Source organism: Primorskyibacter sp. S187A (genome assembly GCF_049800955.1).
Lineage (GTDB): Bacteria > Pseudomonadota > Alphaproteobacteria > Rhodobacterales > Rhodobacteraceae > JAKVBH01.
Genome location: NZ_JBNAGA010000001.1, coordinates 1,560,468 through 1,577,377 on the forward strand (window position 1 = coordinate 1,560,468; position 16,910 = coordinate 1,577,377).

Sequence of the window (16,910 nt, forward strand, 5' to 3'; positions counted from 1 at the left end):
CAGGTGCATCTTGGTGGTTTCCGCTGTAGTCAGGGCGCAGGACTTGGCTGTGAGGAGTCAAATGGCTGACCAGATCCACGATGACGCTGCCATCCGGGCCTTGGGGGCGCGGGTTGCGAAAGTTGAGGCCGAAGCGCTTGCAACGATTTCACAGGATATGCCCAAGGGTTTTGCCGCGACCGTACGCGCCATCTTGAAAACCCGGGGCAGGGTGATCATCGGAGGGATCGGAAAGTCAGGCCACATCGGGCGCAAAATAGCCGCAACATTTGCCTCCACCGGAACACCGGCGGACTTCATTCATGCGGCTGAGGCAAGCCACGGCGATCTGGGAATGCTCACGACGAGCGATGTCTGCATCCTGATCTCCAATTCCGGTGAGACGTCCGAGCTCGGCGACTTGATCCGCTATACGCGGCGCTTTTCCATTCCCTTGGTGGGGATGTCCTCCAATGCGCAGAGCACCTTGATGCAGGCTGCCGATGTCCAACTCCTGATGCCGAAGCTGCCGGAGGCCTGTGCCATTGGCATGGCGCCAACCACGTCAACCACGCTGACGCTGGCGCTTGGCGATGCACTGGCGGTGACTGTGATGGAGATGCGCGGCTTCAGTCCGGAAGACTTTCAGATTTATCACCCCGGCGGCAAGCTGGGCGCGCAGCTGACGCGCGTGTCGGAGCTGATGCACAGCGGCGAGGCGATGCCAATCGTGAGCGCCGAGACGCCCATGAGTGATGTGTTGCTCACCATGACATCCAAAGGGTTTGGCATTGCAGCTGTGACACAAGATGAAAAGCTCTACGGCGTCATTTCCGACGGTGATTTGCGGCGCAATATGGCACGGCTGATGGACATGACGGCAGGCGAAATGGCCAGTACATCGCCTGTTACAATCGGGCCGGACGTCCTTGCCGCGCAGGCGCTGGCTGTGTTGAACGAGCGCAAGATCGGCGTTCTGATGGTGGTGGACGAGACCAAGCGCCCCGTGGGTGTCTTGCATGTTCTGGATCTGCTGCGCGCGGGGGTGGTATGAAGACTGTTATCCTGATCCCGGCGCGCTATGCGTCCACGCGCTATCCCGGAAAACCTCTGGCGGCCTTGCGTCAAGCAGATGGCAGCAGCAAGACGCTGATCCAGATGAGCTGGGAGGCGGCACAGGCCATTGCCGGTGTAGCCGCGGTGCACGTCGTCACGGATGATGATCGGATCAAACAGGCCGCAGAAGGATTTGGCGCGTCTGTCTTGATGACATCGCCCGACGCCGAGAATGGCACCGCGCGCTGTGCGGAGGCAGCGGCCCATGTAGATGCCGACTTAATCGTGAACTTTCAAGGAGATGCGCCGCTCACGCCGCCATGGTTCGTCGAGGATTTGATTGCAGCCATGGCGCAGGATGCATCCGCCGACATGGCAACGCCTGTGTTGCAATGTGATGCAGGCACCTATGCGATGTTTGCAGAAGACAGGCGCAATGGCCGCGTCGGCGGCACAACGGCCGTCTTCGGCGCGGATTATCGCGCGCTGTATTTCTCCAAGGAAATCGTTCCCTACATAGATCCCGGCAAGGTCCCCGCGACGGATATTCCGGTCTATCATCACGTGGGCGTCTACGCTTACCGACCCGCTGCGCTGGAGGCCTATACACGCTGGCCTGTCAGCGAATTGGAAACGCTGGAAGGGCTTGAGCAATTGCGCTTTCTGGTCAACGGCGCGGCTGTACGCTGCGTGGAAGTACAGGCGCGGGGAAGGGTCTTTTGGGAGCTGAACAACCCCGAAGACATCGCGCGCATCGAGAAGGTATTGGCAACGCAATGACACAGACAAAAACAGTAGATGTCGCTGACGTCAGCTTTGCACAAGACAAGGCGCTCTCGCTCATAACGGGGCCATGCCAGCTCGAAAGCCTGGATCATGCGCGCATGATGGCGGAGCGTATTGCCGAGGCCTGCGCCCCAACGGAGACATCGTTTGTCTTCAAGGCGAGCTACGACAAGGCCAATCGCTCATCCGTAAAAACGGAGCGGGGTTTGGGCATGGAGGAGGGGCTCTCGATTCTGTCCAAGATACGCGATGAATTTGGCTGCCCGGTTTTGACGGATGTGCATGACGCCCGCCAATGCGCCCCGGCCAGCGAGGCGGTGGACATCTTGCAGATTCCGGCGTTTCTCTGCCGTCAGACGGATTTGCTTTTGGCCGCAGGCGAGACCGGGCGCGCCATCAATATCAAAAAGGGCCAGTTTCTGGCGCCGTGGGATATGGCCCATGTGGCGGAAAAAGTGGCCTCAACCGGGAATGAGCGCATCATGCTCTGCGACCGGGGCACATCGTTTGGCTACAACACGCTTGTCTCTGATTTCCGCGGGCTGCCGACCATGGCCGAGACAGGCTATCCGGTCGTGTTCGACGCCACGCATTCGGTGCAACAACCCGGCGGTCATGGTGCCACATCAGGTGGCCAGCGGCAATTCGCGCCCGTACTGGCCCGCGCGGCTGTTGCTGTTGGTGTTGCGGGGCTGTTCATCGAAACCCATGAAGACCCTGACAATGCACCATCCGACGGGCCGAACATGATACCCGTCGATGAGATGGCGGGTTTGATCAAACGTCTGGTGGCCTTTGATCGCATCGCCAAGAACCTCTAGGCAGGGCGCGCGCGTCTGTTCCGTATTCGATACGAAGTTCGTATAATGTGAATTATGTAAAATGTGTAATATCCCAAAATCAGGTATTTACCGCCTTGCCTTTATTTGGCACCCGCATGCGCAACCCTGATGGCCAACACTGCAACGTCCTTGTGCCTCGCGCGGCACCAGACAACGCAGGGAAAGCTATCAAAGGAAGTAAATGTAGAAGTCTCTCAGAGCGCTTGCGTCTAGCGCCGCAGTTTTCTCGACTTCTTGCGCTTTCATGAAGATATGGTTCTGCGTCAGCAGATCACCGACAGCGCTGCACAGAACTTCATCTGCTTTCAGATCCTCGATCGCACCCGCCAGATCAGCCGCCACGCCGTCGGACGCATCTGTCACCTCAAAACCATCGCCGGTTTCCATCGCAGGCATCGCATAGCCCTGCTCTACCCCCAGACGCGCCGCTTGCAGCACGGCCGCGACCGCTGTGAACGGATTTGCAGATGCATCGGCAGTGCGATGCTCCAAACGCGCCTTGGCGCCGCCTTCCGTGCTGACACGTGTCGTGACGTTGCGATGATCGCCTCCCCAGTTTTGCCAATAACCCGAAAGCGAGGCTGGTTGCAGCCGTTTGTAAGACGTGGCCGTCGGCGCGATCAGACCGGCCAGACCTTTGTGATGATGCACAAGACCCGCCACGCATCCACGCGTCAGTGCGTTCATATGCTCGGGTCCGCCGCCGTCAGGACTGGCCATGGCATTCTTGCCATCGCCATCCACAAAGGAAAAATTCACGTGCAACCCGGAGCCTCCGGCGTCTTCGAGCGGCTTGGGCATGAAGGTCAGGATCACACCTGCGCGATACGCCACTTCCCGCGCCATGGTCCGGAACAAAACGATGTCATCGACTGCGCGGAGCGCATCATCGAATGTCAGCGTGTATTCAAACTGCGGCGCGTCGTATTCGGCCGTGATCATATCCAGCTTGAAGCCCAGCTTGTCCGCCATCTCCCAGATCTGATCATTGAATCCCAAGGGATCGGTAAAAGGCCCCGTGCCGTAGACCACGCCACCCGGACTGTTGTATGGCACCAGCGCGCCGTCTTCGGTCTGGATGAAAGCAAAAGCCTCCAGCTCCAAACCGACCTTGGGCGACAATCCCTTGTCCTGCCATGCCGCCACCGCGCGCTTCAGCGCGCCGCGCGGACACAGGCCCAAAGGCGCGCCAGCGACGTCGTAAAGATCTCCCAAAACAACCTTTGTGCCAGGCTCCCAACCGTCGCGAATATCATCCGCTTCCCAGCGCAGCTCCATGTCTGGCAGGCCTTCCATCATCATGGAGCCCGGCGATGGCAGCAAATCGCGGTCGTAATGTACGCCAAAGGTGGATTGGCAAAACCGTGTTTCATGCGAACCGATCTTGTGCGCCGGCAGGTATTTTCCGCGCATGATACTCAGATGGTCGCAGAACATTGCTCTCAGTCGATCTGCCATGGGAGACTCCGTTATTGGCTTGGGAAAGGTTAGGCGCGTGTGATGCGCACAGGCAAGGATTTGATGCCGCCGACAAAGTTGGATCGGAGAAACTGCTGTGGGCCGGTGGCTTCAATGGACGTGATCCGGTGCGCCAGTTCCTGAAACAGCACCCGCACTTCCAGACGCGCGAGCCACATGCCGAGGCAAAGATGCGGCCCGCCCAGGCCAAACGCCAGATGCTTGTTGGGACTGCGATGCAGATCGACGCGAAACGGCGCCTCAAAGGCGCGCTCGTCCCTGTTACCCGAGGCAAACCAATAGAGCACTTTGTCGCCCGCGCGGATTGTCTTGCCGTGCATCTCGTAATCCCGCAGCGCCGTCCGGCGAAAGTAAGTCGCGGGCGTGGCCCAGCGGATGATCTCATCCGGCGCGGTCTCCCAAACCGCCCCACCCGCCTGCAACTGCCCCAGCAATTTGGGCTGATGGCACAGCGCCTGAAGACCTGCGGCAATGGAATAGCGTGTCGTGTCATTGCCCGCGGCGACCAGCAGGCAAAAGAAATTACGAAATTCCTCCTCGGAGATGACCTCGCCATCCGGCCCCGGCGCGAGGATCAAATGCAAGACGCCAGAGGTATCGCCGCTGGCGGTTTTGCGGGCCATCAACTCCTTGGCGTATTGATAGAGCTCCGCCCCCGCAGGCGAATTGAAAGGCATCATGCGAAACTCATCGGTGGTCATCTTGTCCAGCACGTGATCCGTGAAATCTGGATCGGTATTGGCAATGAGCGCATCCCCCTTTTCCACGAGCCACGGCAGGTCCTCCTCCGGGGTGCCCATGATCCGCCCCAACATGCGCATCGGCAAAACCCGCGCGATTGCGGCTGTTGCGTCAAAACTGTCCTGCTGGAGAACCTCATCCAGAATATCCACGCAAAGACCGCGAATATCGTCGTTGAAGGTCTCAATCACCGTCTTCGAAAAAGCCTTGGCCAGTTTGATCCGCGTTTTCATATGTTCGGGCGGGTCAATCTCCTGAAAGGTGCGCCGGGCGATGACCTCTTCAGGCGTCTGATCTTCCATCCGGATGCCGTGGGCCGAGGAAAAGACATCTGTCTGGCGGTTCATCTCCAGAATGTCCGCGTAGCGCGTGATGGACCAGAACCCCTGCCCCTCCGACCATTCTGTCCAATGCAGCGGATCTTCGTCGCGTAGGCGTTTGAACGTATTATGCGGAGGCCCCGCCACGAATGTGTCATGGCTTGTGAGATCGGCATAGCCGTCATCTGTTGGGGTCCAAATCGTCATCTCGCGCCCTCCCTTCTTAAATGGATATACAAACGTAATCCATAAATATACAAATAAATGAACTTCAGGAGACCCAGATGCATTTGGCTGTACTGGTCACAAATACAGACGAAAGCGCCTTCGCGCAGGCCCATCCAAAAGACGGGGAGAAATTCACGCGTCTCATTCAGTCCGTGCGGCCGAACTGGCAGGTCAGCAGCTACATCGTGAAAGACGGGATCTTTCCCGACGATCTGTCCCGCTATGACGGGCTGATGATCACCGGGAGCCCCGCGTCCGTGCTGGAACAGACCCCGTGGATGGAAAGGCTCTTCGAATTGATCCGGGAGGCCCATGATCGACGCCTGCCCATGTTTGGCGCCTGTTTTGGCCACCAGGCGATCGCTATGGCTCTTGGCGGTGAGGTGCGCCGGAGCGAGGACGACTGGGCCTTTGGTTTGCTCGACATGTTCGTGAGCGATGCGCCCGACTGGTTTGACGGCCCGCCGCGATTTACGCAATTCGCGGCTCATATCGATCATGTCACGCAAGCACCGGACGGCGCGCGCATTCTGTTTTCCACATCGCACTGCCAAAACGCAGGCTTCGCTCTGGGCCAGCACATCTACACGACGCAAAACCATCCCGAGATGTCGCCTGAATTTGCCGCGGCCTTGGTTGAGGAATACGCCGATACCTTGGGCCCCGAGGTCGCCGCCCGTGCGCGCGCCTCTCTCAGCCGCAAAGCAGACAGCGAACTCTTTGCGCAATCAATCGCGCGGTTCTTTGAGGGGGCCTCCGGGGCGTTGGACCACTGAGGCAATCATATTCGTGACCGTCTCGCGATCATAATTGAAATGCTGAAGCATCGCCGCAGATGCGCCGGCGGCATCGCCTTGCGCAATGAGATCCACGATGGCTGCATGCTCACGCGCTGAGGCCGCAATTTCCCCATCGACACGGTAGCGTAGGCGGTAATGCGCCATTAGTTTGCGTGCGTTGAGCTTGATCATCTCCGTCAGAAACGGATTGCAGGCCGCCTCGGCAATGGCCGCGTGAAACAGCATATTCAGCCGGTAATAAGCTGCGTGATCACGCGGAGCGGTTTTCGCCGCGAATTCCGCGCAAGCGCGACCGCAGGCCGTCAAATGCGCCAATTGATCGGGCGAAATTCGCTGGGCCGCCAGCCCTGCGGCCTGGGCTTCCAGATTGGCGTGCACCTCGAGTATCGCGAGAAATTCATCCGTATTGGGCTGAAACAACCGGACGCCTTTGCGCGCGTGGCGCACCGCAAGCCCCGTGGCCTCCAGCTGAATAATCGCCTCCCGCACAGGCGTTCGGGACACCTCACACGCGGCCATCAAATCCGCCTCAGAGACAACATCCCCGGGCAAGAGCGTTCCCTCTTCGATCCGGGACATGACGGCTTCGATGACAGCCTGTGCTTGGGTTGGTCTGGCCATGCCTTCGGCGCCTTCTTCTGCAATGGGCCTCTTTTGATAGCAGCTATGCAGCCGTCCACAAGCGCGGGACATTTGCTCAGGCGCGATCCCGGCGCTAGGGTCTTCCCATGAAATCCGTTCGTCTGCGCCTTTTGATCATGGCCCTTGCGCCTTTGGTCGTCCTGATGCCGCTGCTGCTATGGCTCGGCATGTCGCGCTGGACGTCGGATTACGATGAAGTTCTGATCGCCAATGTGGAAAGTGATTTGCGCATTGCAGCTCAATATCTCGATACGATCATGGACGGGACCGATGCCAATCTGGCCATGGTCGCAGGCTCGAAGGATTTCTCGGATCACGTGGCTCAAAGCTCTGATCTGACGGCATTTCTCGAGCAGAAACGCAATGAGCTGGGCCTGGATTTCCTGTATTTTCAGCCGCAAGGCGCGCCCGTGCAGACGCGCAGCTGGCCGGTTGTGGAAAACGCGCTTGCGGGTGCGCGCGGCACCGTCATCGATATCTTTGAAAACGACGATTTTGCGGCGTTGCCCCCGACGCTGAAAGACCGCGCCCGCATTCAGCTTGTGCCGACAGAAGCGGCGGTTCCCACGGATCGAAACGTCGAAGATCGCGGCATGGTCGTTCATGCCGCAACGCCCGTGCAATTGCCCGGTGCGACGGGTGCTTTGGTGGGCGGAATCCTGTTGAACAAAAACCTGCAATTCATTGATACAATTAATGAACTTGTCTATCTCAACGCGGTCACAGGCGGCACACGCCAAGGCACGGCCACACTCTTTCTCGACGATGTCCGCATCTCGACCAATGTGCGCCTCTTTGACGATGAACGCGCCTTGGGCACCCGGGTCTCGGCGGAAGTCCGGCAAGCGGTTCTGGGGGATGGCAAAACATGGCTGGACCGCGCCTTTGTGGTCAATGATTGGTATATCTCCGGCTATCTCCCCATCACCGACAGCTTCGGCGCGCGCGTCGGCATGCTGTATGTGGGCTTCAGCGAAGCACCATTTACAAACGCCAAACGCGCGGCCGTCGCAGCCATGCTGGTGGCCTTTTTCGTTGTGCTCATGATCTCTGCGCCCGTCTTCTTATGGTTGGCAAAGAGCATTTTTGCGCCGCTGGAGCGGATGACCAAGACCATGTCTACCGTGGCGCGCGGCAATCTCAGCGCGCGCAACGGCGATGTCGGAACACAAGACGAGGTGGGCATCGTGGCCGCGCATATGGACAGGCTGCTCGACGGCATCGAGGATCGTGACGAGAAATTGCGCGCCTGGGCCCGGGATCTGGAGACGCGCGTCGAGGACCGGACACAGGAGCTCAAAGACGCCAATCAAAAGCTGGAAACGACCTACAAGCAATTGGTCATGAACGAAAAACTGGCTTCAATTGGGGAGATCACCGCCGGTGTGGCACATGAGATCAACAACCCCGTCGCGGTCATTCAGGGCAATGTCGATGTGATCCGCGAAACGCTCGGGGCAGGAGCCGCGCCCATCAAAACCGAATTGTCGCTGATCGACAGGCAAGTCACGCGGATTGAGGCCATCGTGGGCAAATTGCTGCAATTTGCGCGCCCCAGCGAATATGCGTCCTCGGCGCAGGTGATCGTCTTGCCGCTTGTCGTGGCGGATTGCCTTGTTCTGGTGGATCACGTGTTCACTCGCGGTCATATCACGGTCAAGACAGATTTTCACGAAGTGCCCGCGGTCCGCGTTGATACAGGCGAGATGCAGCAGGTCATCATCAACCTTCTGATGAATGCAGCTCAGGCCATGGAGATGCAGGGAACGCTCTCGCTTACCCTTGAAGCCGCATCCCATGAGGGACGGGCTGGCGCGCGCCTGAGTGTTGCGGATACAGGGCCCGGCGTGCCTGAGGACGTGCTGAAATCGGTCTTTGATCCGTTCTTCACCACGAAACTCAGCGAGGGCACGGGGCTCGGGCTGTCCATTTCCCAAACGATCATTCAACGGGCCAAGGGCATGATCTCGGTGGAAAACAAACCCACAGGCGGCGCGATCTTCCATGTCTGGTTGCCTTCTGCGTCCATGGATGAGTTGGCCGCAGAATAACCCGCCCTACTCCGCCCAACTGGCGCATTTGCGATCAATGGTCTTGCGCGACACGCCGAGCCTGCGCGCCGCTTCAGCGCGATTGCCGCCGCACAGATCCAGAACATGCAGGATGTGGCGTTGTTCCACCAGTTCCAGAGACTCGATGGCACGGGAGCCGATCACATTGCCAGAGCCCTCGTATTCGCTGGGAAAGGCGCCCAGAATAAGGGAGCGCTCAATCACATTGCGCAACTCGCGCACATTGCCGGGCCAATCGTGGCGCGCCAGTTTTAACAGGGTCTGATCATCAAGCTCGAGTGCAGGCACCCCCAGGGTCGTTGCAAACTGCTGCATGAAGAGGGCTGCCAGCTCGACAATATCCTCGGACCGATCCTGCAAACGGGGCATTGCGACTTGGACGACGTTCATCCGGTGGAAGAGATCGGCGCGGAATGTGCCCGCGGCAACGGCCTCGGTCAGATCGGCATTCGTGGCAAAGCAGAACCGCAGATTGAGCGGGATATCGCGCTCGCCGCCCACAGGCCGGATCCGTTGATCCTCCAGAACGCGGAGCAAGGCAGCCTGAAAGGCCTCCGGCATCTGGGCCACCTCATCGAGAAAGAGTGTGCCCCCGTCAGCCAGCAGAAATAGCCCCGGCGCACGTGCACCTTCAGGACCCGCAACGCCAAACAGCTCCTGCGCCAGACGGTCTGGCGCAATGGCTGCGCAATTGATGGCGACGAAGGGCTTCTCCGCACGATCTGACATCGCATGCAGCGTCCGCGCGGCCACTTCCTTGCCCGTGCCGCTTTCTCCCGTGAAGAGAACAGGCGTGGGCAGCGGCGCCAGACGGTTGAGCATTTGCCGCACATCCGACAGCGCGGGCGACCGGCCCAGGAGCTGGCCTTGTGACGAGGCGCTCGACAGCTCATGGCGCAAGAGCGCATTGTCCCGCCGCAAATAGGAGCGATCCAGCGTACGCGAGACCGCGTTCAGGATCTGGTTGGCGCGGAATGGTTTGAGCACGAAATCATTCACGCCCGCGCGCAATGCTTCAATGGCCGTCTCGACATCGGCGTAAGCCGTGATCAGGATCGTATCGGCATAAAGCCCCATCTTGCGCTGCGCGCTGACCCAATCCAACCCCCGTTGGCCGGGCATGATATTATCCAGAATGATCAGGTCAAAATGTGCCTCATCGAGACGATTGGCAGCCTCCGCCGGGCTTGCGGCCTCCATGACACGGCGCGCGCGCGGCTCGAGGATCTTCGTCAGGAAATTGCGCATGCCCGGTTCATCATCCACCACGAGGATGGACGCGCCCGCCAAGGCAGGGCCGTAATCCTGAAGAACCTCGGAATTCATCCGTCGAGGCGCACATTCGGACTGGAGAAGGTATCCTCAGAGGAGAAGCCCATCTCACCCAGCGCGAAATACGCGCCTATGCTAATGACAATAATGGCTGCGAACCCTGTCATCATCGCTTTCATTTCCCGTCTCCCGTGGTGGCCTCTTTCAAAAAGGCAATAAGATCTGCGCGGTCTTGCGGTTTGGCAATGACCTGCATCGGCATCTTGGAACCCGGAATGTAGTGATCCGGGCCTTCGTCGAAAAGGGCGTCAATCGTGGTCTCGGTCCAGACGATATCGGAGCCGTCTAGAATCTGGGAGTAGCGGTAGCCCTCCAGCGCGCCCGCCCGTCGCCCGAAGACATTGTAAAGCGTTGGACCGGCCTTGCGCGAGGGACCGGCATCCAAGGCGTGGCAGATCGAGCATTTGCGCATGAACTGCCGCTCCCCATTGGGCATCTCGTCCGCCGCGCGCAGAAAAGAGCGCGCGCCGGAAATCCCGGGCTCAAATTCACCCAGAAGCGCGACGGGCCAGCTGTAGGCCACATCATCGAGACCGCCCGCATGGATCGTCTGGCCGTCCTGCGAAAAGGCAAGCGCCCAAACTGGTCCTTTCCGCGTGGCTTTGAAATCCCGCGCGATACGCCAGTCTTTCGTATCAATGATCATGATGAAGCCTTCGCCATCGCCCACGGCCAATTGATCTGTCTCAGGATGATGGACCATGGCAAGCACAGGTCGACGATCCAGGGTGAAATCGTGCAGCGGCGCACCGTCTTTTTGTGAGACGATGCGGGTGCCGCCATCCACCGCGCCATAGGCGATCCAGCCCTGCCCTATCACCAGTTCATTGATGCCGAAACCGTGGTTGACCAGCGGATGGGGCGTATCCTCGCCGCTGACGTCAAACTTGCTCAGCCGCCCCTGCGATGTCGCAACGAGAAGTCCCGCTCCCTCCTCCACAAAAGCAATGTCATTGACGTTGCCGTTGATGTGCAGCGTGCGGGCAGTGCCCGTTTGCAAAGGCCAAAGGCCAACTGTTCCATCCCAGGAGCCCGAGGCCAACCAACGTCCATCCGGCGACAACGCCAGCGAGGTGACCTTGCCTTTGTGTCGCCCCAGCACGCGGCCCTGCGGTCCATCCCAGAGCATGACGGCAAAGTCGTCTCCCCCCGAGGCCAGCTGCCCGTCAGGCAGCGCCAGCAACGCAGTCACGGCAGCGTCATGGCCCTCGAGCCAAGTGGGCGCCCGCCCGTCCCACACTCCCAATGAATTGTCGAAACTGGCCGTGGCGACCTTGTCGTCCGGTGTCACGGCAAGGCCCATAATGGGGCCACCGTGGCCCTTGAGTGTCGTGAAATCCTGCGCCGCTGCGGCCGAGGTCATCCCGGCCAACAGCACAGCGATAAGCCGTCCCGCCACCGGGTTACTCCGCAGGCGTCGCTGAGGATGGCGCCTCTTTTTCCTTGGCTTTGACCTCGTCCAGCCAAAGGGAATGGTGCTGGTGCGCCCAGGCTTCATCCACTTCGCCGGAGCCCATGGCATCATAGGCGCCCTCCATCCCGACCGAGCCGATGTAGATATGCGCGACGATGATGGCCATGAGCACGAAGCTCACGATGGCATGCCAGGCCTGTGCCAATTGCATCTCTTCGTGCGGCGCCAAGGTCGTGGGCAGGGCGTCCATACCGATCAGCGCCGTGATGCCGAGGTCGTTGAGGACCGCAAAGGTCTTGGCAAAGAGCGGCAATTCAAACGGGAAGAGCAGCGACAGACCAGAGACGGAGATGGACCCGCCCAACAGAATGCACGACCAGAAGATGATCTTCTGACCGCCGTTGAACTTCTTGGCGGGCGGGTGCTTCTTGCCAATGATGCCGCCAAATTGCGCAAACCATTTGATATCCGTCCGGTTGGGAATGTTGTGCCAGACCCAGAGGAAGAAGATCATGAAGAGCGAGAGCATAAAGGCCCAGGCCACGTTATTATGCACGAATTTCGAAACGGTCAGCAGCCAGGCATTGAACTCCAGCCCCGCCCATGGCGCGATATACTCACGCCCGTATTTCACGAAGAGCCCCGTAAAGCCCAGCAGGATAAACGAGCCTGCCATAAGCCAATGGGAGAAGCGCTCAATGAATTTGAACCGGGTGACCGTCCGGCCTGTCATGGGCTCGTCGATCTTGATCCGGCCACGCAGCGCGTAGAAGATCACAAGCGCGACGATGGTTCCCAACAAAAGGTAGCCGCCATAGGTCGCCAGAGGTCCTGACCGGAATTCGTACCAGGCCATACCACCGTCCTGCACGAGAACTTTGGCCACATCTCCCCCCGCCGACACGCTGATATCAGCCGTATTGTACCGCAGCGCGCGCCAGAGGTCGGGGTCCGACGCGCTGCCGCGTATGCCCAACTGCCCCGCCAGATCGCCAGCGGCCGAGGCAGCACTGCCGTCGCCGGTGCGCGGCGCCACTTCTTCGCCGCGCTGGCGGGCCAGAATGTCTTCCAGCGTCTGCGCACCCCCTGTGGCGGAGCGGTCAATCGGTGCAGGCTCAGTGGCCTCGGTTTCGGATTGCGCCTGTGCGGAGAGCGGAAGCATCAGGCAGAGGGCAAGATAGCAGAGAAGAGCGCGCATACGGGTCACGTTGGGATCCTCGATCTGTCAAAATTTATGAGTTTTGGGGTGCGAGAGCACCGGGTCGCGAGAAAGTAGAAATGGGGCGGGCAATGCTGCCCGCCCCGTGATCATTATGCAGGACGATTAACCGTCGCGCTGGCCGTAGGCCGAGCCCCAACCCCAGGCACCGGAGCCGAAGCCGCGGGCCACGACACGCTCGCGGTAGATATTGGCGACAACGTCACCATCACCCGCCAGCAGCGCCTTGGTGGAGCACATCTCGGCGCAGATCGGCAATTTGCCTTCCGCGATCCGGTTGCGACCATACTTCTGGAACTCCGCTGTGGAATGGGTCTCCTCCGGGCCACCGGCGCAGAAGGTACATTTGTCCATCTTGCCACGGGAGCCGAAGTTGCCCGCCTGCGGAAATTGCGGCGCGCCGAAGGGGCACGCGTAGAAGCAATAACCACAGCCAATGCAGAGATCCTTGGAGTGCAGGACGACGCCTTCTTCGTTTTGATAGAAGCAATCGACCGGGCACACCGCCATACAGGGCGCATCCGAACAATGCATGCAGGCCACGGAGATCGACCGTTCACCGGGGGAGCCATCATTGATGGTTACCACGCGGCGGCGGTTGATGCCCCAGGGCACCTCATGCTCGTTCTTGCACGCTGTTACGCAGGCATTGCATTCAATGCAGCGCTCGGCGTCGCAGAGAAACTTTGCTCTTGCCATTCTCTTTCCTCCTTACGCTGTCCAGATTTTGCAGAGAGTCGCTTTCGTCTCCTGCATCTGGGTCACTGAATCGTAGCCATAGGTCTGAGCGGTGTTGGTGCTCTCACCCAGGACATACGGGTCCGCCCCTTCGGGGTATTTCGACCGCTGGTCCTCGCCCTGGAAATGACCGCCGAAGTGGAACGGCATGAAGGCAACGCCCTCACCCACCCGCTCGGTGACCATGGCCATGACCTTGACCTTGCCGCCCTCAGGACCTTCGACCCAAACCTGCGCACCATCGCGCACGCCGAGGTTGTTGGCATCCCGTGGGTTGATCTCGACGAACATGTCCTGCTGCAGCTCTGCGAGCCACGGGTTGGACCGTGTCTCATCGCCGCCGCCTTCATATTCGACCAGACGACCGGAAGTCAGAATGATCGGATAATCCTTGGAGAAGTCGTTCTTCTGGATCGAGGCATACAAGGTGGGCAGACGGTAGGCATGCCGGTCCTCGTAGGTCGGGTAGTCTTCCACCAGATCGCGCCGGTTCGTGTAGAGCGGCTCGCGGTGCAGCGGCACCGGATCGGGGAAGGTCCAGACAACCGCTCGGGCTTTCGCGTTCCCGAAGGGCGCACAGCCATGCTTGATTGCCACCCGCTGGATGCCGCCCGAGAGGTCGGTTTTCCAGTTGGTCTTGGGCCCGGCCACCGCATCAATTGCGGCACGTTCCTCATCGGTGAGATCGCCATCCCAGCCGAGGTCCATCAGCATCTGCATCGTGAACTCGGGATATCCATCCTGAATTTCCGACCCAACGCTTGCGACCCCTTCGGCCAGCAGGTTGTCACCGTCCCGCTCGACACCAAAGCGCGCCCGGAAGGTGAGACCACCCTCAGCAACAGGCTTTGACATGTCGTAGAGGTTCGGCGTCCCGGGATGTTTCATCTCGGGCGTACCCCACGCGGGCCATGGCATACCGTAGTAATCGCCATCCGCCGGGCCACCAACGGCCTTGAGCGTCGTGCGATCAAAGGTGTGCTGGTAGGCCATGTGCAGCTTGATGCGCTCCGGCGACTGACCGGTATAGCCGATGGTCCACATGCCCGAGTTGAACTCGCGCGTGATGGATTCCACGTTCGGCGTGACGTCATCTTCCATTTCGATGTTGCGGAAGAAGCGATCGGACCAGCCGAACTTCTTGGCGAACATACCCATGATGACATGGTCAGGCTTGGACTCAAAAAGCGGTGCCATGACCTCTTCACGCCACTGGATCGACCGGTTGGACGCCGTGACTGAACCGCGTGTTTCGAACTGCGTGGACGCGGGCAACAGGTAGGTCCCGTCTTCACGATCATGCAGCACGGCGGAGACGGTGGGGAACGGGTCGATCACGACCAGCATGTCCAGCTTCTCCATCGCGGTTTTCATCTCTGTCATCCGCGTTTGCGAGTTGGGCGCGTGACCCCAGAGCACCATGGCACGAACGTTTTCGTTCTGGTCCATGTTCTCCTTGTCCTCGAGGATACCATCGATCCAGCGCGACACGGGGATGCCCGTGAGGTTTTGGAGCGATTTCTCCTTGCCGTCCCGCGTCGTGGTCTTGCCGAAGCGACCGGCGAGCCATTCGGGATCTTCCCCCCAGACCCGCGCCCAGTGCGCCCATGCGCCACCCGACAGACCGTAGTAGCCCGGCAGCGTGTGGGACAGAACACCGAGGTCGGTGGCGCCTTGCACGTTGTCGTGGCCGCGGAAGATGTTGGTCCCGCCACCCGATGTGCCCATGTTGCCGAGCGCAAGCTGCAGCACGCAATAGGCGCGGGTGTTGTTGTTGCCGTTGGTGTGCTGTGTGCCACCCATGCACCAGATGACGGTGCCGGGGCGGTTGTTGGCCATGGTCCGCGCAACCCGCTTGAGCTGCGAGCCAGGCGTGCCTGTCACACGTTCCACCTCTTCAGGTGTCCACTTGGCCACCTCGGCCTTGATCTGGTCCATCCCCCAGACACGGGTACGGATGAACTCTTTGTCCTCCCAGCCGTTCTCGAAGATGTGCCACAGGATACCCCAGACGAGAGCCACGTCCGTCCCGGGACGGAAGCGCACATATTCATCCGCATGGGCCGCTGTCCGCGTGAAACGCGGGTCGCAGACGATGACGGGCGCGTTGTTTTGCTCTTTCGCCTTGAGAAGGTGCAGGAGCGAAACGGGATGCGCCTCGGCGGGGTTGCCACCGATGATGAAGATCGCCTTGGAATTGTGGATGTCGTTGTAGGAGTTGGTCATGGCGCCGTAGCCCCATGTGTTTGCAACACCCGCAACCGTCGTGGAGTGACAGATCCGCGCCTGGTGATCCACGTTGTTCGTGCCCCAATAGGCGGCGAACTTGCGGAACAGGTAGGCTTGCTCGTTGTTGTGCTTGGCGCTTCCCAGCCAATACACGGAATCCGAGCCGCTCTCTTCGCGGATTTTCATCATGCCGTCGCCGATCTCGTCGATCGCCTGTTCCCAGCTGATGCGCTTCCACTCACCGTTTTCTTTTTTCATCGGGTACTTGAGACGGCGCTCGCCATGAGCGTGCTCACGTACCGCAGCCCCCTTGGCGCAATGCGCACCGAGGTTGAACGGGCTGTCCCAGCCGGGCTCCTGGCCCGTCCAGACACCATTGCTCACCTCAGCGATGACGGTGCACCCGACCGAGCAATGCGTACAAACTGATTTCTTAAGGTCCACTTTGCCCATAACCGCACCCGCGGCACTGGCTTGCTGGACGGTGCCGCCTGTTGCGGCGATGGCGGCAAGACCGCCAATGGCCAACCCGGAACCGCGCAGGAAACTGCGGCGGTCTACCCGTTTTTCGGCCACGTCAGACAGGATACTTGTCCGCTGGGGGCGTCGCGCAACCCCGTTGGTCTTTTTCCTCAACATGGTTTCTCACTCCCTTGCTTGGCGCCAAGATGCAGGCGCCTTGCTTGGCTACGATCTCGGATCAAGGCGGTCGGGCGTCACGCTACCAGTTGCCTCTCCCCTGCTCCGTCCGGTTCATCCGGGCGGCGCGGTCTTGACGTTACAGGATCAGAACTTCGCGCTATCGAAATAGGCACGCGTATGTGCTGTATCCTGCATCTTCTCCAGAGAGAGATCGGGCTCGGCCGCCTCTGCTTCTGTCCCTCCGGCTGCAAGTGCGACCGCAGCAACAGGTGCCGTGGTCCCAGCCAGTTTGAGGAAATCACGCCGGCTGTTGCCCGGGGTCTTTTCGCTCATGTCCAAGGTCCTCCTTGGTTTCGTGAAGGCACTGGTCGCCCAGCACCGGTTTGACGAA

15 protein-coding genes are annotated in these 16,910 nt (G+C 59.9%); 5 read left to right on the plus strand and 10 right to left on the minus strand.

All coding sequences use genetic code 11. The features are described 5' to 3' along the window. The first annotated feature begins 61 nt into the window (after positions 1–61). From ACP15S_RS07780 to kdsA, 3 genes are read left to right on the plus strand one after another with little or no spacing between them, the layout of a single operon-like run. A complete protein-coding gene (locus ACP15S_RS07780; protein ID WP_425039001.1) occupies positions 62–1,033 on the plus strand; it encodes a KpsF/GutQ family sugar-phosphate isomerase in 972 nt (323 codons plus the stop codon). Beyond that, positions 1,030–1,815: a 3-deoxy-manno-octulosonate cytidylyltransferase gene (locus ACP15S_RS07785; protein ID WP_425039002.1), complete on the plus strand. Its 786-nt coding sequence runs from the start codon at positions 1,030–1,032 to the stop codon at positions 1,813–1,815. Before ACP15S_RS07780 ends, ACP15S_RS07785 begins: the two co-directional genes overlap by 4 nt. Continuing rightward, positions 1,812–2,642 (plus strand): 3-deoxy-8-phosphooctulonate synthase, encoded by an 831-nt coding sequence (kdsA, locus tag ACP15S_RS07790; RefSeq protein WP_425039003.1) that lies wholly within the window; start codon positions 1,812–1,814, stop codon positions 2,640–2,642. Before ACP15S_RS07785 ends, kdsA begins: the two co-directional genes overlap by 4 nt. A 189-nt stretch (positions 2,643–2,831) precedes the next feature. On the opposite strand, the gene ACP15S_RS07795 is transcribed toward kdsA, so the two are convergent. Together ACP15S_RS07795 and ACP15S_RS07800 are read right to left on the minus strand one after the other, a co-directional pair. Then, entirely contained in the window at positions 2,832–4,121 is a 1,290-nt protein-coding gene (locus ACP15S_RS07795) for a glutamine synthetase (RefSeq protein ID WP_425039004.1), read from the minus strand. A gap of 29 nt (positions 4,122–4,150) precedes the next feature. After that, positions 4,151–5,410: a cytochrome P450 gene (locus ACP15S_RS07800; RefSeq protein ID WP_425039005.1), complete on the minus strand. Its 1,260-nt coding sequence runs from the start codon at positions 5,408–5,410 to the stop codon at positions 4,151–4,153. A gap of 77 nt (positions 5,411–5,487) precedes the next feature. Here ACP15S_RS07800 and ACP15S_RS07805 point away from each other — a divergent pair, with 77 nt between their 5' ends. Next, entirely contained in the window at positions 5,488–6,207 is a 720-nt protein-coding gene (locus ACP15S_RS07805; RefSeq protein WP_425039006.1) for a type 1 glutamine amidotransferase, read from the plus strand. On the opposite strand, the gene ACP15S_RS07810 is transcribed toward ACP15S_RS07805, so the two are convergent. Then, the gene (locus ACP15S_RS07810) at positions 6,160–6,852 is read right to left on the minus strand and encodes a GntR family transcriptional regulator (protein ID WP_425039007.1); all 693 of its coding nucleotides are present in this window, start codon (positions 6,850–6,852) and stop codon (positions 6,160–6,162) included. The two genes, ACP15S_RS07805 and ACP15S_RS07810, sit on opposite strands and share 48 nt — an antisense overlap. Positions 6,853–6,959: 107 nt before the next feature. Here ACP15S_RS07810 and ACP15S_RS07815 point away from each other — a divergent pair, with 107 nt between their 5' ends. Further along, complete coding sequence (locus tag ACP15S_RS07815) at positions 6,960–8,924, plus strand: sensor histidine kinase (protein ID WP_425039008.1); 1,965 nt, start codon at positions 6,960–6,962, stop codon at positions 8,922–8,924. Positions 8,925–8,930: 6 nt separating this feature from the next. Here the strand turns inward: ACP15S_RS07815 and ACP15S_RS07820 are convergent, their stop codons facing one another. The 7 genes from ACP15S_RS07820 to ACP15S_RS07850 form a co-directional block, all read right to left on the minus strand. Next, entirely contained in the window at positions 8,931–10,271 is a 1,341-nt protein-coding gene (locus tag ACP15S_RS07820; protein WP_425039009.1) for a sigma-54-dependent transcriptional regulator, read from the minus strand. Then, positions 10,268–10,396: a hypothetical protein gene (locus tag ACP15S_RS07825; protein WP_425039010.1), complete on the minus strand. Its 129-nt coding sequence runs from the start codon at positions 10,394–10,396 to the stop codon at positions 10,268–10,270. The genes ACP15S_RS07820 and ACP15S_RS07825 overlap by 4 nt, the downstream gene beginning before the upstream one ends. Further along, positions 10,393–11,640 carry a c-type cytochrome gene (locus tag ACP15S_RS07830; protein WP_425039672.1) on the minus strand — a complete coding sequence of 416 codons (1,248 nt, stop codon included), beginning with the start codon at positions 11,638–11,640 and terminating at the stop codon, positions 10,393–10,395. Before ACP15S_RS07830 ends, ACP15S_RS07825 begins: the two co-directional genes overlap by 4 nt. A 40-nt stretch (positions 11,641–11,680) precedes the next feature. Further along, positions 11,681–12,889, minus strand: coding sequence for a formate dehydrogenase subunit gamma (locus ACP15S_RS07835; RefSeq protein ID WP_425039011.1), 1,209 nt, complete (start codon positions 12,887–12,889; stop codon positions 11,681–11,683). A gap of 126 nt (positions 12,890–13,015) precedes the next feature. Next, positions 13,016–13,609, minus strand: a complete 594-nt coding sequence (gene fdh3B / locus ACP15S_RS07840) for a formate dehydrogenase FDH3 subunit beta (protein WP_425039012.1) — start codon at positions 13,607–13,609, stop codon at positions 13,016–13,018. 12 nt (positions 13,610–13,621) lie between these two features. After that, entirely contained in the window at positions 13,622–16,516 is a 2,895-nt protein-coding gene (locus ACP15S_RS07845; RefSeq protein ID WP_425039013.1) for a formate dehydrogenase subunit alpha, read from the minus strand. Between the two features lie 147 nt (positions 16,517–16,663). After that, complete coding sequence (locus ACP15S_RS07850; protein WP_425039014.1) at positions 16,664–16,852, minus strand: twin-arginine translocation signal domain-containing protein; 189 nt, start codon at positions 16,850–16,852, stop codon at positions 16,664–16,666. Positions 16,853–16,910: the final 58 nt, after the last annotated feature.

Bases quoted from the DNA above. Each gene is read 5' to 3' on its own strand.
- ACP15S_RS07780 (WP_425039001.1), top strand. From the start codon at position 62: ATGGCTGACCAGATCCACGATGACGCTGCCATCCGGGCCTTGGGGGCG.
- ACP15S_RS07785 (WP_425039002.1), top strand. From the start codon at position 1,030: ATGAAGACTGTTATCCTGATCCCGGCGCGCTATGCGTCCACGCGCTAT.
- kdsA (WP_425039003.1), top strand. From the start codon at position 1,812: ATGACACAGACAAAAACAGTAGATGTCGCTGACGTCAGCTTTGCACAA.
- ACP15S_RS07795 (WP_425039004.1), bottom strand. From the start codon at position 4,121: ATGGCAGATCGACTGAGAGCAATGTTCTGCGACCATCTGAGTATCATG.
- ACP15S_RS07800 (WP_425039005.1), bottom strand. From the start codon at position 5,410: ATGACGATTTGGACCCCAACAGATGACGGCTATGCCGATCTCACAAGC.
- ACP15S_RS07805 (WP_425039006.1), top strand. From the start codon at position 5,488: ATGCATTTGGCTGTACTGGTCACAAATACAGACGAAAGCGCCTTCGCG.
- ACP15S_RS07810 (WP_425039007.1), bottom strand. From the start codon at position 6,852: ATGGCCAGACCAACCCAAGCACAGGCTGTCATCGAAGCCGTCATGTCC.
- ACP15S_RS07815 (WP_425039008.1), top strand. From the start codon at position 6,960: ATGAAATCCGTTCGTCTGCGCCTTTTGATCATGGCCCTTGCGCCTTTG.
- ACP15S_RS07820 (WP_425039009.1), bottom strand. From the start codon at position 10,271: ATGAATTCCGAGGTTCTTCAGGATTACGGCCCTGCCTTGGCGGGCGCG.
- ACP15S_RS07825 (WP_425039010.1), bottom strand. From the start codon at position 10,396: ATGAAAGCGATGATGACAGGGTTCGCAGCCATTATTGTCATTAGCATA.
- ACP15S_RS07830 (WP_425039672.1), bottom strand. From the start codon at position 11,640: ATGACCTCGGCCGCAGCGGCGCAGGATTTCACGACACTCAAGGGCCAC.
- ACP15S_RS07835 (WP_425039011.1), bottom strand. From the start codon at position 12,889: ATGCGCGCTCTTCTCTGCTATCTTGCCCTCTGCCTGATGCTTCCGCTC.
- fdh3B (WP_425039012.1), bottom strand. From the start codon at position 13,609: ATGGCAAGAGCAAAGTTTCTCTGCGACGCCGAGCGCTGCATTGAATGC.
- ACP15S_RS07845 (WP_425039013.1), bottom strand. From the start codon at position 16,516: ATGTTGAGGAAAAAGACCAACGGGGTTGCGCGACGCCCCCAGCGGACA.
- ACP15S_RS07850 (WP_425039014.1), bottom strand. From the start codon at position 16,852: ATGAGCGAAAAGACCCCGGGCAACAGCCGGCGTGATTTCCTCAAACTG.